This window comes from Vibrio sp. SCSIO 43153 (assembly GCF_023716625.1).
Classification (GTDB): domain Bacteria; phylum Pseudomonadota; class Gammaproteobacteria; order Enterobacterales; family Vibrionaceae; genus Vibrio; species Vibrio rotiferianus.
This window is the reverse complement of sequence record NZ_CP071855.1, coordinates 1696434-1710754: the sequence shown is the minus strand read 5'-3', so window position 1 is coordinate 1710754 and position 14321 is coordinate 1696434. Positions and strand designations below refer to the sequence as shown.

At 45.5% G+C, this 14321-nt stretch carries 12 protein-coding genes; 10 read left to right on the top strand and 2 right to left on the bottom strand.

The features are described from left to right. The first annotated feature begins 173 nt into the window (after positions 1-173). Complete coding sequence (locus tag J4N37_RS07660) at positions 174-1766, top strand: ABC-F family ATPase (RefSeq protein WP_005427581.1); 1593 nt, start codon at positions 174-176, stop codon at positions 1764-1766. A 166-nt stretch (positions 1767-1932) separates the two neighbouring features. Here the strand turns inward: J4N37_RS07660 and J4N37_RS07655 are convergent, their stop codons facing one another. Both J4N37_RS07655 and J4N37_RS07650 read right to left on the bottom strand, forming a co-directional pair. Beyond that, positions 1933-3813: a methyl-accepting chemotaxis protein gene (locus J4N37_RS07655; RefSeq protein ID WP_252040415.1), complete on the bottom strand. Its 1881-nt coding sequence runs from the start codon at positions 3811-3813 to the stop codon at positions 1933-1935. Positions 3814-3927: 114 nt separating this feature from the next. Next, positions 3928-4752, bottom strand: a complete 825-nt coding sequence (locus tag J4N37_RS07650) for a formate dehydrogenase accessory sulfurtransferase FdhD (protein ID WP_045389713.1) — start codon at positions 4750-4752, stop codon at positions 3928-3930. A gap of 321 nt (positions 4753-5073) precedes the next feature. Here J4N37_RS07650 and J4N37_RS07645 point away from each other — a divergent pair, with 321 nt between their 5' ends. From J4N37_RS07645 to J4N37_RS07605, 9 genes are all read left to right on the top strand, one after another. Further along, positions 5074-5526 (top strand): DUF3305 domain-containing protein, encoded by a 453-nt coding sequence (locus J4N37_RS07645; protein ID WP_045389646.1) that lies wholly within the window; start codon positions 5074-5076, stop codon positions 5524-5526. Next, positions 5516-6139, top strand: a complete 624-nt coding sequence (locus J4N37_RS07640) for a DUF3306 domain-containing protein (RefSeq protein WP_252040414.1) — start codon at positions 5516-5518, stop codon at positions 6137-6139. Before J4N37_RS07645 ends, J4N37_RS07640 begins: the two co-directional genes overlap by 11 nt. Positions 6140-6449: 310 nt before the next feature. Next, positions 6450-8111: a 4Fe-4S dicluster domain-containing protein gene (locus J4N37_RS07635; protein WP_252040412.1), complete on the top strand. Its 1662-nt coding sequence runs from the start codon at positions 6450-6452 to the stop codon at positions 8109-8111. 9 nt (positions 8112-8120) lie between these two features. Beyond that, positions 8121-8753 carry a TorD/DmsD family molecular chaperone gene (locus J4N37_RS07630; RefSeq protein ID WP_252040410.1) on the top strand — a complete coding sequence of 211 codons (633 nt, stop codon included), beginning with the start codon at positions 8121-8123 and terminating at the stop codon, positions 8751-8753. A 73-nt stretch (positions 8754-8826) separates the two neighbouring features. Continuing rightward, positions 8827-9027, top strand: a complete 201-nt coding sequence (locus tag J4N37_RS07625; protein WP_005427585.1) for a twin-arginine translocation signal domain-containing protein — start codon at positions 8827-8829, stop codon at positions 9025-9027. A 10-nt stretch (positions 9028-9037) separates the two neighbouring features. Further along, positions 9038-11893: a formate dehydrogenase subunit alpha gene (locus J4N37_RS07620; protein ID WP_252040408.1), complete on the top strand. Its 2856-nt coding sequence runs from the start codon at positions 9038-9040 to the stop codon at positions 11891-11893. An 11-nt stretch (positions 11894-11904) separates the two neighbouring features. After that, entirely contained in the window at positions 11905-12513 is a 609-nt protein-coding gene (gene fdh3B, locus J4N37_RS07615; RefSeq protein ID WP_005427693.1) for a formate dehydrogenase FDH3 subunit beta, read from the top strand. A gap of 13 nt (positions 12514-12526) precedes the next feature. Next, positions 12527-13579, top strand: coding sequence for a formate dehydrogenase subunit gamma (locus J4N37_RS07610; RefSeq protein ID WP_252040407.1), 1053 nt, complete (start codon positions 12527-12529; stop codon positions 13577-13579). Next, positions 13563-13979 carry a membrane protein gene (locus J4N37_RS07605; RefSeq protein WP_038896939.1) on the top strand — a complete coding sequence of 139 codons (417 nt, stop codon included), beginning with the start codon at positions 13563-13565 and terminating at the stop codon, positions 13977-13979. Before J4N37_RS07610 ends, J4N37_RS07605 begins: the two co-directional genes overlap by 17 nt. Positions 13980-14321: the final 342 nt, after the last annotated feature.

Here is a 14321-nt window from a genome sequence, read left to right as displayed (position 1 = left end):
AGGGTAGGAGCGCTTATTAGTAGCAAGGTTTATGTTAGCCAAATCTCAAAAAACAGCCTGCTAAAGAATGCTTTTTCTCATTAATTAATAAAAACAAAACTTGAAGTGTGTAGCCTTAAGCAGTAACGTTGCGCGGTTTTTCCTAATAAACTTGAATTGCTAAGGTAAAGGTTTTGATTTCCACAGCGAATATTACTCAACAATTTGGCGCTAAGCCGCTATTTGAAAACATCTCAGTTAAGTTCGGCGAAGGTAACCGCTACGGCTTAATCGGGGCTAACGGTTGTGGTAAATCAACCTTTATGAAAATCCTGAGCGGTGAGCTTGAACAAACAAGTGGTAACGTAAGCTACGATCCAAACGAGCGCGTTGCAAAACTGAACCAGGATCAGTTTGCGTACGAAGAATTCACTGTAATCGATACAGTAATCATGGGTCATAAAGAGCTATGGGAAGTGAAGCAAGAGCGTGACCGCATCTACTCACTTGCTGAAATGAGCGAAGAAGACGGCATGAAAGTGGCTGACCTAGAAGTTCAGTTCGCGGAAATGGACGGTTACATGGCAGAAGCGAAAGCGGGTGAGCTTCTTCTTGCTGTGGGTATTCCAATGGAACAACACTTCGGTCTAATGAGTGAAGTTGCACCGGGTTGGAAACTTCGTGTGCTTCTAGCTCAGGTTCTATTTGCTGACCCAGACGTAATGCTTCTTGACGAACCAACGAACAACTTGGATATGGACACTATCCGTTGGTTGGAAGACACGCTAAACGCGCGTAACTGCACAATGATCATCATTTCGCACGACCGTCACTTCCTAAACTCAGTATGTACGCACATGGCTGACTTGGATTACGGTGAGCTACGTGTTTACCCAGGTAACTACGATGAGTACATGACAGCGGCTTCTCAAGCTCGTGAACGTCTGCTAAACGACAACGCGAAGAAGAAAGCACAAATCGCTGAGCTACAAACGTTCGTTGCACGTTTCTCTGCAAACGCATCGAAAGCAAAACAAGCGACATCTCGTGCTAAGCAAATCGACAAGATCAAACTGGACGAAGTGAAAGCGTCTAGCCGCCAAAACCCATTCATTCGTTTTGAACAGTCTAAAGAGCTATTCCGTAACGCTCTGATTGTTGAAAACCTAAGCCAAGGTTTTGAAGACGACTTGTTTGCTAACTTCAATGCGATTTTTGAAGTCGGTGAGCGCGTTGCAATCATCGGTGAGAACGGTGTGGGTAAAACAACCTTACTAAACACACTTGCTGGTGTACTAGAACCACGTACTGGTGAGTTCAAATGGTCTGAAAATGCGAACATCGGTTACTACGCGCAAGACCACGCACACGACTTCGAAGAAGACCTGAACCTAACTGATTGGATGGGTCAATGGCGTCAAGAAGGCGATGACGAGCAAGTGGTTCGTAGTTTCCTAGGTCGTATGCTGTTTGGTCAAGATGACATCAAGAAGTCAGTAAAAGTACTGTCTGGTGGTGAGCAAGGTCGTATGCTGCTTGGTAAGCTAATGATGCACAAACCAAACATGCTGCTAATGGACGAACCAACCAACCACATGGATATGGAATCGATCGAATCATTGAACACGGCACTAGAGCAGTACAAAGGCACATTGTTCTTCGTATCGCACGACCGTGTATTCGTAGACTCACTAGCAACACGTATCATCGAAATCCGCGATGGTAAAATCACAGACTTTAAAGGTACTTACTCTGAGTTCCTAAAATCTCGAGGCATTGAAGGCTAACGCTCTCATAGCCCAAAAATAGAAGTCTAAAGATAAAAAGCCCCAAGCATGCCTTATGCTTGGGGCTTTTTTACATCTCTTTGCTAAAAGATGCCGCTCAAGTCTTTAATAATTGAAAAGGTGCATAGCAGCGGCGCTGAACTTCCCCGTAGCTATGCTTTTTCCATTAATACTTAAATTGACCAAGTAGCGTCTGTAATCTTGAACTTACGCTCTCAACCTCGTTACTCGACGTAGAAGATTGGGCAACGAGTTGATGGGTCTCACTGGCTAGTACCGCGATTTGGGTAATATTACGGTCAATCTCACTTGACACTGTGCTTTGCTCTTCGGATGCAGCGGATATTTGGGAATTCATATCGAATAAGGTATCCACTTGCGTAGTGATTGACTCTATTGAGCCTTGAGCTTTTGAACTGATCGAATTGGTTTCTTCGGCTTGCTCGAAACTGGTTTGCATCATGTTTACGGCTTGTTGCACACCCATGCCAAGCTGACTAATCGTGGTTTCAATTTGATGGGTCGAATCATTGGTGAGTATTGCCAATTGTCTTACTTCATCGGCCACGACTGCGAATCCTCGTCCACTATCACCAGCTCTTGCTGCTTCAATAGCCGCATTAAGTGCGAGTAAGTTTGTTTGTTCTGCAATACGCTGAATAGAGGAGACGATATGGTTGATCTCTTGGCTCTGGCCTTCCAAATCTTCAACGGTAGATTTGGAGGCATGGATATGCTCCATTAGAGTTGTGGTGCTCTGCTTCGATTGCTCAGTTAAAGAAAGTGTTTCTATTGCACTACGACGAACTTCGCTTGCTGTTTGCGCCGCAGCATCGATATTGTTGTTGATCTCATTACTCGTCATCACCAACTCATTGACCGCCGTTGCGACAGACTCCGCTTCGACCTTTTGCAATTGGCTATTATTCATGCTCTTGTCTGCGCTGTGCTTACACGTTGAAGCACTTACTTTAAGAATTTCCAGCACTGCAGCGAGCTCAATCATATTGTTGTGTATTTTTTCTATGAAGAAGTCAAAGGACTGAGCCAATTGTCCCAACTCATCTTTGCCTCTCGCTTCCATTCTTACGGTTAAATCACCATCACCTGATGAAATGTTGTTCATCATATGTGTGATTGCATTCAAGCGTCTCGATATGGTCACAGATAGTAAGATAAGCAATGTCGATACGAACAGTGCGATGAACGCTCCAATTATATGAAGTTGGAACTGAACTTCTTGTTGCGCATTTTTGGCCATCACTTCAATGTTCTTTTGTAGATCAAATAGCTGTTGTTCTAAGAGGTGGACATTACTTCTTAATGCCCCACTGAAACCTAGACTAGGGGTGTAGCCAATACGCTCAAAACTTGAGACTAAAGATGTTAGGGAAGATAAATAGAGGCGTGAAGAGTGCTCAAGAGAAGGGAAAGTCACGGCTTCTATATTAACTAAATCCGAGGCTTTTGAAATGAGACGCTGGCCAAGGTTCATAGATGGCAGGGAAAGATATTGATAATCCAACTCAACTAACTCTAAGTAGGCGATTTTTGCTTGTGCGCTGTGTGTGTCTATTGTCGCTCTCTTTAGCTCTTCGCGTGCTGTTGCCAGCTGTGCATAAAAGCCGTTTGGTGTGTAGAGTTTTGTTACTTCGTTACTCAGCTCTTTGAATTGTCGTTGATACTCAAAAATACGGCTTTGAGCTTCTTGGATAGTTGAATTGTATTGCGGTGCATTTTGTGTGATAAACGTATTCAGTTCATCGAGTGACACTTCGAGTTCTTGAAAGGTTTTACTAAATCTTGAAAGGTATTTGGGATCATGACGAGCAAGAAAGTCTTTTTCATGCCTTCGTAGGGTGAGGAGTTCTATTTCGCTGAGCTGATTAACCTCGATTGCGTGCCTCAGGGAATCAAGTCTTTCAAAGCTCGCTTGCTCAATATAGGCGTATCCAGAAATGCCTATGAGAAGAATGACAATAATGGATGTAAGTTTTGCTCGGATGGATAGATTGGTAAGTCGTTCAAGTATTGGTGACCCTGGCATGGACACCTCCCTAGCTATTGACGTTTAATTTATGCACCGCAATTCATAATGAGATGTCATATATAAAACTAATAGTATATTGGAGGTGTATTGCAAGTCTGAGTGATAGAGCCGTTACGAGTTACCCTTTACGTCGAACTCAATCTTCTCTGCTCCGGTAAATACTTGGAAGCGTAAGCCTTTCGCACGAGCGATAGTAGTAATGCCAAACTTTTTCGCCAGATCCAACCCCATTTGAGTCACGCCTGAACGAGAAAGCAAAACAGGGATACCCATCTGCGCTACTTTAATCACCATCTCTGATGTAAGGCGACCTGTTGTGTAGAAAATCTTATCTTCACCGGTCTCTTGATTAAGCCACATTTCACCTGCTAGCGTATCAACCGCGTTGTGACGACCAACATCTTCCACAAAAGACAGCACTTCATTGCCTTTACAAACCGCACAGCCATGCACCGCACCTGCTTTTTTGTAGGTATCGTTGTAATGCGTCAACGCTTCAAGCGCCGCGTAGATTTCAGATTGTTTCAACGGCACTTGTGGCACTTGGTAATCTTCAAGCTGCTTCATCACGTTGCCGTACATAGTGCCTTGACCACAACCAGACGTCACCGTCTTCTTCTTCAGCGCGCCTTCTAAGTGCTCAGTATTTTCTTTGGTGATAACCGCAGCTGAGTGCGTTTCCCAGTCAATAATGACCGATTCAATCGCTTCAGGATCAGACAAGAAGCTCTGGTTCTTTAAATAACCCAACACAAGCGCTTCAGGACGAGAGCCAAGCGTCATTAGCGTAACGACTTCCTTCCAGTTCAACATCACCGTAAGAGGGCGCTCACAGGCGATTTGCTTAGTCAGCTTCTCACCGTATTCGTCAAACACTTCTACTTCGATGGTCTGTAGGGGATTTTCACTGGTTTTAATAATGTTTGGTTTTACCACAGTCATGTCCTAATGAATGAGAGAGCCGATACACGCTCTCATTAATGGGTCTATTCGTCTTAACTCTGCTTACAAAGCAATTCTCATTCCAAAATAGCCGTTATGCGAGAAATTGCGAGGCTTTAGGTCAATTCAATGCAAAAACCGCGATATCGCAGTAATGACACAGATATCGGTTTGCGTATCGACTAGTTTTGATCTTGGGGAGAATTTGAGTTTGATTTGGCGCGTTTATTGCTTTGTACCGCTAAAATGGTTGAAAGCAAAGTACAAAATGTCCTTTTCTGTCTTAAAGCCAACATAGAACAAATTGGGTGAGTTATGTCGGATAAGAAACAGTTCGAGAAAAATGAAGATTCATGGCCGGTAGGTGTGGATCTTGTAGAGCATGAGATCAGTACCGGTATTTGGGTTACGACCCAATGGCAACTGACGGGATTTGAAATTAACCCAACCGAAGACACTCAACATGTGTGCTTGCTGCAATTGCACAAAGACGAGCGCACCGATTACCGCTTTAACCTGAGCTCGCAACAACCAAAGCTTTTCTTGGTTATGGACAATGTCGACTCTGGTGATACACCGACGATTCAGTTGCTTACGGCGTCTCAAACTGTCGCTGCGCAATACATGGATGGCGATAACCTAGTATTATCCAATGATATGCCGTTAGCCGTTCAAGCTTGGATGGAAGCTTTTATCGGTCGCCACGGTGAATTGTTAGAAGTAAGACGTAAGAAACGCAAAGGAGCGGGTAGAGCAAATGGCAACTAGTTTTTTTAGCCGTTGGTCGAAACGTAAATTAGAAGAAACTACGACCGAGTCTACAGAGGCTAAGGTTGTGGACTCTGTTGAATCTACTGAGCCAGGAACCGCATACGCACAACAAGAATTAAGCACTGAAGCGGAAGCATCTGCTGCCGAGGCTCCTGCTAAAGAGACTGAAGCTCAAGATACATCAAGCGAAACTACCAATCCTGAAGAGATGTCCGTAGCGCAGTTATTGGTTTCTGAGGCGTCAGAGAGCGTTAAGAAAGCCGCACTGCGTAAGATGTTCTTATCAGAAGAATTTAACGTCCGTGATGGTTTGGATGATTACGACGATGACTACAGTAATCTCAAGTCGCTTTCTGAAGGGGTTGCTGAAACACTTCGTGATTGGGTGAAAGAGAAAACAGAAGAAGAATCAGCAGAAGAAAACGCCCAAATCGCTGAATCTAAAGAACAAAGTGATATTGAAGAGGCTGATGCAGAACTTACTGAAGGTGCCGAAATTCCCGAAGAACAAAAAGAACTGGATATAAACACAGCATCTAATGAAAGTGATATTCCAGAGACAAAACTAGGCCCAGAAGAAGTGGGACAAAATATACCACACAAAGAATAGGTACATTTTGACTAAATACTCAATGAACCGGTTGAGACAAAATGTCTCAGTCGGTTTTTTTATCCCTACAATTTCTAAGATAAATAGCTAACCTATTGAAAATTAGCTTATATTTAATTGGCACGACATTTGCTATCTGTTGCTCATTACCATTTTCGTTGAACTTAGCCTAATTGCTTAACAGGCAAATATGGCGAGGTCGGTACTACTCAAAAGAGGAAGTTACGGACGAGTTAATCAGCAGAATCGCCTGCGCTAACTACAATGAATGATGGAAGAAACTATCCATGCGTATAAATGGAACTGAGCAATGTTGAAACAACTATTAGAACAAGCAACTTCCAATAACGGTAAAGCGCGTCTGTATGCGTTTGAAAATACCGTAGAGTTGACCAATCTTATTCCACCAACGGTGAGCTACGAGAGTGGCGGTAATACACTGATTGTTGGACCGACTGCCATCATTGAGAGTGCAGCCGCGCAGCTATCTCAAATGAACAGCCTGACACTTCTTTCTACAGACGGAGAGAAAGGCACCAATCCAGAACTGTACTTTGCAAACTCAGTTCAGGTTTCTGGTTTCCTAGGCACGTTTGAAGTGCTTATCGAAAATAACGGTCTAACAAGCAACCTAGCAAAAGTCGCTATTAATAGTGATTGTTTCGATGTTGTTCTCGATCTTTGTCTAAGCAGTTGTATGTCAGAAGAGGTTCCGGTTCCGGGTTACTACCCAGTAGGACGCGGTTATCCAAAACTGGCAGAAGCGTTAGAAGAAATCCCAACATTAATGGGTACGTTTGATAAGCCAAAGTTCTTCCGTCTGGACACTGATCTATGTGCGCACAGTTCTCGTGGCGTAAAAGGTTGTGAGCGTTGTGTGGATGCTTGTCCTGCTGGTGCACTATCAAGTGAAGGCAGTGATAAAACCGGTCATCGCATCGAGATTAACCCATACCTATGTCAGGGCGTGGGTACTTGTGCAACGGCTTGCCCGACAGAAGCGATTCATTACGCGCTACCTAATCCTGAAGATACGCAAAAATTCATTGAACGCACGCTAGCGAACTACGAGCAAGCGGGCGGTCTGGATCCTATCGTTCTTATCTGTAGCTCTCGTCACGAGGCTTACAACGTGATGGCACTGAAAGCGCTACCAGATAACGTGATTCCAATCGTGGTTGAAGAGCTTCCTTCTATCGGTATCGATACATGGTTTGCCGCTCTAGTTAATGGCGCGACGCAAGTGTTATTTGCGGCTTCTCGCTTTATGCCTGCAACCATCATTCGTGTTCTGAACAACGAAGTGGGTATCGCGCAAGAGCTATTGGATCAACTTGGTATCGCAAAAGAGACCATCGATATCCTTTACTTGGAATCGCTTCGTGAAGGTCCTCCAACATTATGTACAGATTCATTCGATCTTGCTCTTGGCGATCTTCAAGGTAACAAGCGTCAACGTTTATTTACTGCGCTGGATGCAATGTCTTCTTCTCGTATTCCGGTTGAGAACATTGTTGAACTGCCTGCGAACGCGCCTTACGGCAATGTTTCTTGTGAGAGCAAAGATTGTACGTTGTGTATGAGTTGTGTGGCGGTATGTCCAACACGTGCACTTCATACCGACGGTGAATCACCATCACTTAAATTCGTTGAACAAGATTGTATTCAATGTGGTTTGTGTGAAAAAGCATGTCCAGAGAAAGTTCTGACTCTAACGCCACGAATGAACTGGGTGAAAGAAGAGCGCCAAAAAGCGGTTGTGATTCACGAAGAGAAAGCAGCGGAATGTATTCGCTGTCATAAGCCATTCGCACCTCAGTCTATGATCGACATGCTACAAAATAAGTTACGCGGTCACTCTCATTTCTCTGATGAAGCGGCGATCAATCGTATCGCGATGTGTGAAGACTGCCGTGTGATCGACATGTTTGAGTCGATGGCAGAAGACCCAATGAAACAACTGAAATACTAGGAGCTCGCAGTGGATACACAACGAGAACAAGAACAAACACTGAGAACAGAGATCTACTTGGCTTTGTCTGCGCTTTTCCGTAGCGCACCAAGTGAAGAGATGATCGAGTTCCTAACTTCTCTAGAAGTTGAACCATCAGAAAGCGCAATGCAAAAAGCGTGGATTGCGCTTCAACAAGCGGCGAAAGATTCCAACCGCGAAGCGCTAGAAGATGAATACCAAGATCTTTTCATTGGTATCGGTCGTGGTGAAGTGATGCCGTTCGGCTCATGGCACATGACGGGTGCAATGATGGAAAAACCACTGGCTGAAATTCGTCACGATTTGGAGCTGCTTGGTTTCGAGCGTGATGAGAATGTGAAAGAGCCGGAAGACCACATCGCGGCACTTTGTGAAGTGATGTCGATGCTAACGGGTGAAGAAGAAGATCTTCAACAAGCGGTGTTTAATAAACACATCGCACCTTGGTTTAACTCTTTCACTCAGCAACTAGAAAACGCAGAGAGCGCGAACTTTTATAAGCCAGCAGCTCAACTGTGTGAGGCGTTCTTAACACTGGAACAAGTGCGCTTTAGCGTGAACACCAAAAGCAGTAAGCACAAATTAAAAATTGATGTGAAAAACGTCACTGATTACGAGTAATCGAGCAGTACTTGGTCATATCGATAGAGGGGCAATAGCCTCCAAAGATCTACCGTAAGGTAAGGAAGCAATGATGAAAGATAATAAAGAAATAAACACAAGCCGTAGGGATCTCCTGAAAGGCTTAACGACTGCAGCCGTAGCTGGTGCGGTTGTCGCTGGAACAACAAAAGTGGCAAGCGCTTCAGAAACGGTTGAGCCTTCTGAAAAAGACGTGAAGAAGAAAGGGTATCGTGAAACTCAACACATTCGCGATTACTACGACACACTTTAGGAGATAACGGATGAAACTTGTCAAACGCTCCGACAGTGTGAGCAAAGAAACCAATCAGCTTGGCGTTTCTCGCCGTGCATTCATGAAAAACACCTCGCTTGCTGCTGGTGGTGCGGTTGTAGGTGCAAGTCTTTTTGCACCGGGCATGATGAAGAAAGCACAAGCTAAATCGGTGGATCCAGAAGCGAAAACAGAAGTAAAACGTACCATCTGTTCTCACTGTTCTGTAGGTTGTGGTATCTACGCTGAAGTTCAAAACGGCGTATGGACAGGTCAAGAGCCTGCATTCGATCACCCATTCAACGCTGGTGGACACTGTGCAAAAGGTGCAGCACTGCGCGAGCATGGACACGGTGAGCGTCGTCTGAAATACCCAATGAAGCTTGAAAACGGTAAGTGGAAGAAGCTTTCTTGGGATCAAGCGATCGAAGAAATCGGCAACAAGGTGATGGACATCCGCAAAGAGTCGGGTCCAGATTCAGTTTACTGGTTGGGTAGTGCGAAGCACAACAACGAACAAGCGTACCTATACCGTAAAATGGCGTCACTTTGGGGTACCAACAACGTTGACCACCAAGCACGTATCTGTCACTCAACAACCGTAGCAGGTGTGGCAAACACTTGGGGTTACGGTGCGATGACCAACTCTTTCAATGACATGCACAACTGTAAGTCGATGCTGTTCATTGGCTCTAACCCTGCAGAAGCGCACCCTGTTGCGATGCAGCATATCCTTATCGCGAAAGAGAAGAACAACTGTAAGATCGTTGTAGCGGATCCTCGTCGTACTCGTACAGCTGCGAAATCGGATCACTACGTATCTCTACGTCCGGGTTCTGACGTTGCGTTCATTTGGGGCGTGCTATGGCATGTCTTTGCGAATAACTGGGAAGACAAAGAGTTCATTCGTCAGCGTGTTTTCGGTATGGATGAAATCCGTGCGGAAGTAGCTAAGTGGACACCAGCAGAAGTTGAGCGCGTAACTGGCGTTCCTGAATCTGAAGTTTACCAAACAGCGAAACTGCTTTCTGAAAACCGTCCGGGTTGTATCGTTTGGTGTATGGGTGGTACTCAGCATACGACTGGTAACAACAACACTCGTGCTTACTGTGTACTTGAGCTTGCGCTAGGTAACATCGGTAAATCGGGCGGCGGTGCAAACATCTTCCGTGGTCACGATAACGTACAGGGTGCAACTGACCTTGGCGTACTATCTGATACGCTTCCAGGCTACTACGGTCTGTCTGAGGGTTCATGGCGTCACTGGTCGAAAGTGTGGGACATCGATTTTGATTGGGTAAAAGGTCGCTTTGATGACAACGCTTACGGCGGTCAAAAACCAATGAACAGTGCAGGCATTCCTGTGTCTCGTTGGGTGGATGGTGTACTTGAAAACAAAGACAACATTCGTCAACGTGAAAACATCCGTGCAATGTTCTACTGGGGTCATGCAGTAAACTCTCAGACTCGTGGTCCTGAGATGAAGAAAGCGATGCAGAAGCTGGATATGATGGTTATTGTCGACCCATACCCAACAGTCGCAGCGGTAATGAACGACCGTACTGACGGCGTTTATCTGCTTCCAGCAACGACTCAATTCGAAACACACGGCAGTGTAACTGCTTCTAACCGCTCTATTCAGTGGCGTGATCAGGTTATCGAACCATTGTTCGAATCTAAACCTGACCATGAAATCATGTACCTGCTAACTAAAAAGCTAGGTTATGAAGATCTGCTGTTCAAGAACATCCGTGTTGAGAACAACCAGCCAGTGATTGAAGACATCACTCGCGAATTTAACAAAGGCATGTGGACGATCGGTTACACAGGTCAAAGCCCAGAGCGTCTAAAAGCGCACCAACAAAACTGGCACACATTCCACAAGACATCTCTGGAAGCAGAGGGTGGTCCTGTGAATGGTGAGACTTACGGTCTACCTTGGCCATGTTGGGGCACGCCAGAGATGAAACACCCAGGCACACACATTCTGTACGATACGTCTAAAACGGTTGCAGAAGGTGGCGGTAACTTCCGTACGCGTTTCGGTGTGGAATTCGAAGGTCAAAGCCTACTTGCTGAAGACAGCTACTCCAAAGGCTGTGAAATCAAAGACGGTTACCCAGAGTTCTCTGACAAGCTAATCAAACAGCTTGGTTGGTGGGACGACCTAACGGCTGAAGAAAAAGCAGCCGCGGAAGGTAAAAACTGGAAAACTGACCTGTCTGGCGGTATCCAACGCGTAGCAATCAAGCACGGTTGTATCCCGTTTGGTAACGCAAAAGCGCGCGCGATTGTTTGGACATTCCCAGACCGCGTACCGCTACACCGTGAGCCGCTATACACGCCTCGTCGTGACCTTGTAACGGATTACCCAACTTGGGACGACAAAGAAGCAATCTTCCGTGTACCAACGCTTTACAAGTCTATCCAGAAAGAAGACAAGTCTGGTGAATACCCAATCATCCTGACTTCTGGTCGCTTGGTTGAGTACGAAGGTGGTGGTGAAGAAACACGTTCAAACCCATGGCTTGCTGAACTTCAACAAGAAATGTTCGTTGAAGTGAACCCGAAAGACGCAAACGATCTTGGCTTCAAAGATGGCGATGACGTTTGGGTTGAAGGTGCAGAAAAAGGCCGCATCAAGGTGAAGGCGATGGTAACTCGTCGTGTTAAACCGGGTCTGGCGTTCATTCCGTTCCACTTCGGCGGTAAGTTTGAAGGTGAAGACCTACGTCCTAAGTACCCAGAAGGTACGGACCCTTATGTTGTTGGTGAAGCAGCCAACACGGCAACCACTTACGGTTACGACCCTGTTACTTTGATGCAGGAAACTAAAGTAACCCTATGTAACATTCGTAAAGCGTAAGGAGTCTGACAATGGCACGAATGAAATTCCTATGTGACACCAAACGCTGTATCGAGTGTAACGGCTGTGTTACTGCATGTAAGAACGAAAACGATGATGCGCTTGAGTGGGGTATTCAACGTCGTCGCGTGGTAACACTGAACGACGGTGAACCAGGTGAAAACTCAATCTCTGTTGCTTGTATGCACTGTACAGATGCGCCTTGTATGGCAGTTTGTCCAGCTGACTGTTTCGAGCACACAGAAGACGGCATCGTTCTTCACAACAAAGATCTTTGTATCGGTTGTGGTTACTGTCTGTTTGCTTGTCCATTCGGTGCGCCTCAGTTCCCGAAACAAGCATCTTTCGGTGAGCGTGGCAAAATGGACAAATGTACTTTCTGTGCAGGTGGTCCAAACACAGAACCAGGTTCTCTAGAAGAGCGTGAGAAGTACGGTGCGAACCGTATTGCTGAAGGTAAGCTACCTATGTGTGCGTCACTATGTTCAACAAAAGCACTGCTAGCGGGTGATGCAGAGAAAGTTTCTGACATCTTCCGTCAACGTGTGGTTGAGCGCGGTGCGAAAAACGCAGGTTGGACAGACGGTAACGATCTTTCTTACGACGCAACCAAAAGCTAAGTAGGAGAGACACATGTTAAATACTCTTAAACGTGCGTCTCTTGTAATGCTGTCGATGATGACAGCATTACTGCTGACCTTCGCGATGCCAGCGTCTGCGCAAGAAGACACATCTCCAGTGGTACAACAGGAGATGACGCAACTTGCAGGTGCAGACTTCTGGCGTCAGGTCAAAGAGGGGCAAGAAGGCTATACCACGTCGAAATCAGCGGAACACGGTGTGCTGATCAGTACTCCGGGTGAGACTTGGTACATTCTTAAAGAGAAATGGATGTCTCCTGCGGGCGCTGTCGCGATTTTCGGCAGTATCGCAATGGTTATCATGGCTTACGTATTCGTTGGTCCTCTGATGCTAAGCAAGCCACGTACTGGCAAGAAGATGAAACGCTGGTCTCGACTAGACCGCGCACTACACTGGAGCATGGCGTTTACCTTCTTAACGTTGGCGTTCAGTGGTTTGATGCTGGTTTACGGTAAGCACTTCTTAAAACCGTACGTACCAACTGAGTTCTGGGGCTTCATCGTCATGTTGGCGAAGCAGTACCACAACTACATGGGTCCGCTGTTCTTCATCTTGCTGATGTTTGTTCTACTGAAATGGTGGCGCAAATCTATCCCTAACATGACAGACATCCGTTGGTTCATGAAAATGGGCGGTATGGTTGGTAAACATAAAGGTACGCACCCATCGGCTGGTTTCTCGAACGGTGGTGAAAAGGCGATTTACTGGTTGTTGATTTTCTTTGGTGCTATCGCTGCAGTGAGTGGTTTAATTCTGGATTTCCCAATTTTTGGCCAAACTCGTCGCGATATGGAATTGTCTAACCTTGTTCACGCGATTTCGGCATTGATTCTAATCTGTGGCTTTGTCTTCCACATCTACATCGGTCTATTCGGTATGGAAGGTGCGTTAGAAGGTATGGTTACCGGTGAAGTTGACGAAACATGGGCGAAAGAACACCACGATCTTTGGTATGAAGAAGTAAAATCCAAAGAAGCGATGGGCGAAACAGATACGGCAAACACGGAACCAAAAGGAGCGAAAGCGAATGAACAAACCTCATAACGGGATTTGGGTTGCGTACATCCTGAGTTGTTTGACCCCGTTTACGTTTTTGATCTCAGGCGTTATCGCAATCATTTACGCGGGCTACCGCTTGGATAAAGGCGAAGACAGTGATGTAGTGAACTCGCATTACTACGGCTTGATTCGTACTTTCTTCCTGTACTTCACGTTCTTTGTTGTATTGATCGTAACAGTGGCAACATCGAATGGTGTGTTGGTTGGCGTAAGTGACTATTGGGTGCACAGCACCTTGCTAGACACGGTAGCTTACTTCATTCCTTGGGTTGGTATGCTGTTCGCAACGCTAGCGATTCTAGTGTGGTTCTTACGTATGTACCAAGGTATGAACCAACTACGCAACAATATGCCGCACAGACCGTCTACAGGTCCAAACCTGTAAAACGGAACCTTTGCTCAAGAGCCTCGCAATCGCGGGGCTTTTTTATGCCTTGAACATAAGATTCGTCTTACAAATATGACACCCAGTCTCAAACAAGCGAATTACTAAGGATTATTTGATCGTTTTTATATTCATGGAGGAGCCTCAAAGATTTACTACAACTTTAGAATACAGGTTCTAAGTGACGGGATATCACTCACAACACTACTATTGTGCATTTACTCAGATTTATTTGTGTCGATAGAGTGTGTAGCGCTAAGAAAATCAGTGGTCTACAAGCGTGTCAAGGCCAGCGCAAAGTTGTTATCTACAGGCATTAGTAAAGGACTAACACGTTACAGC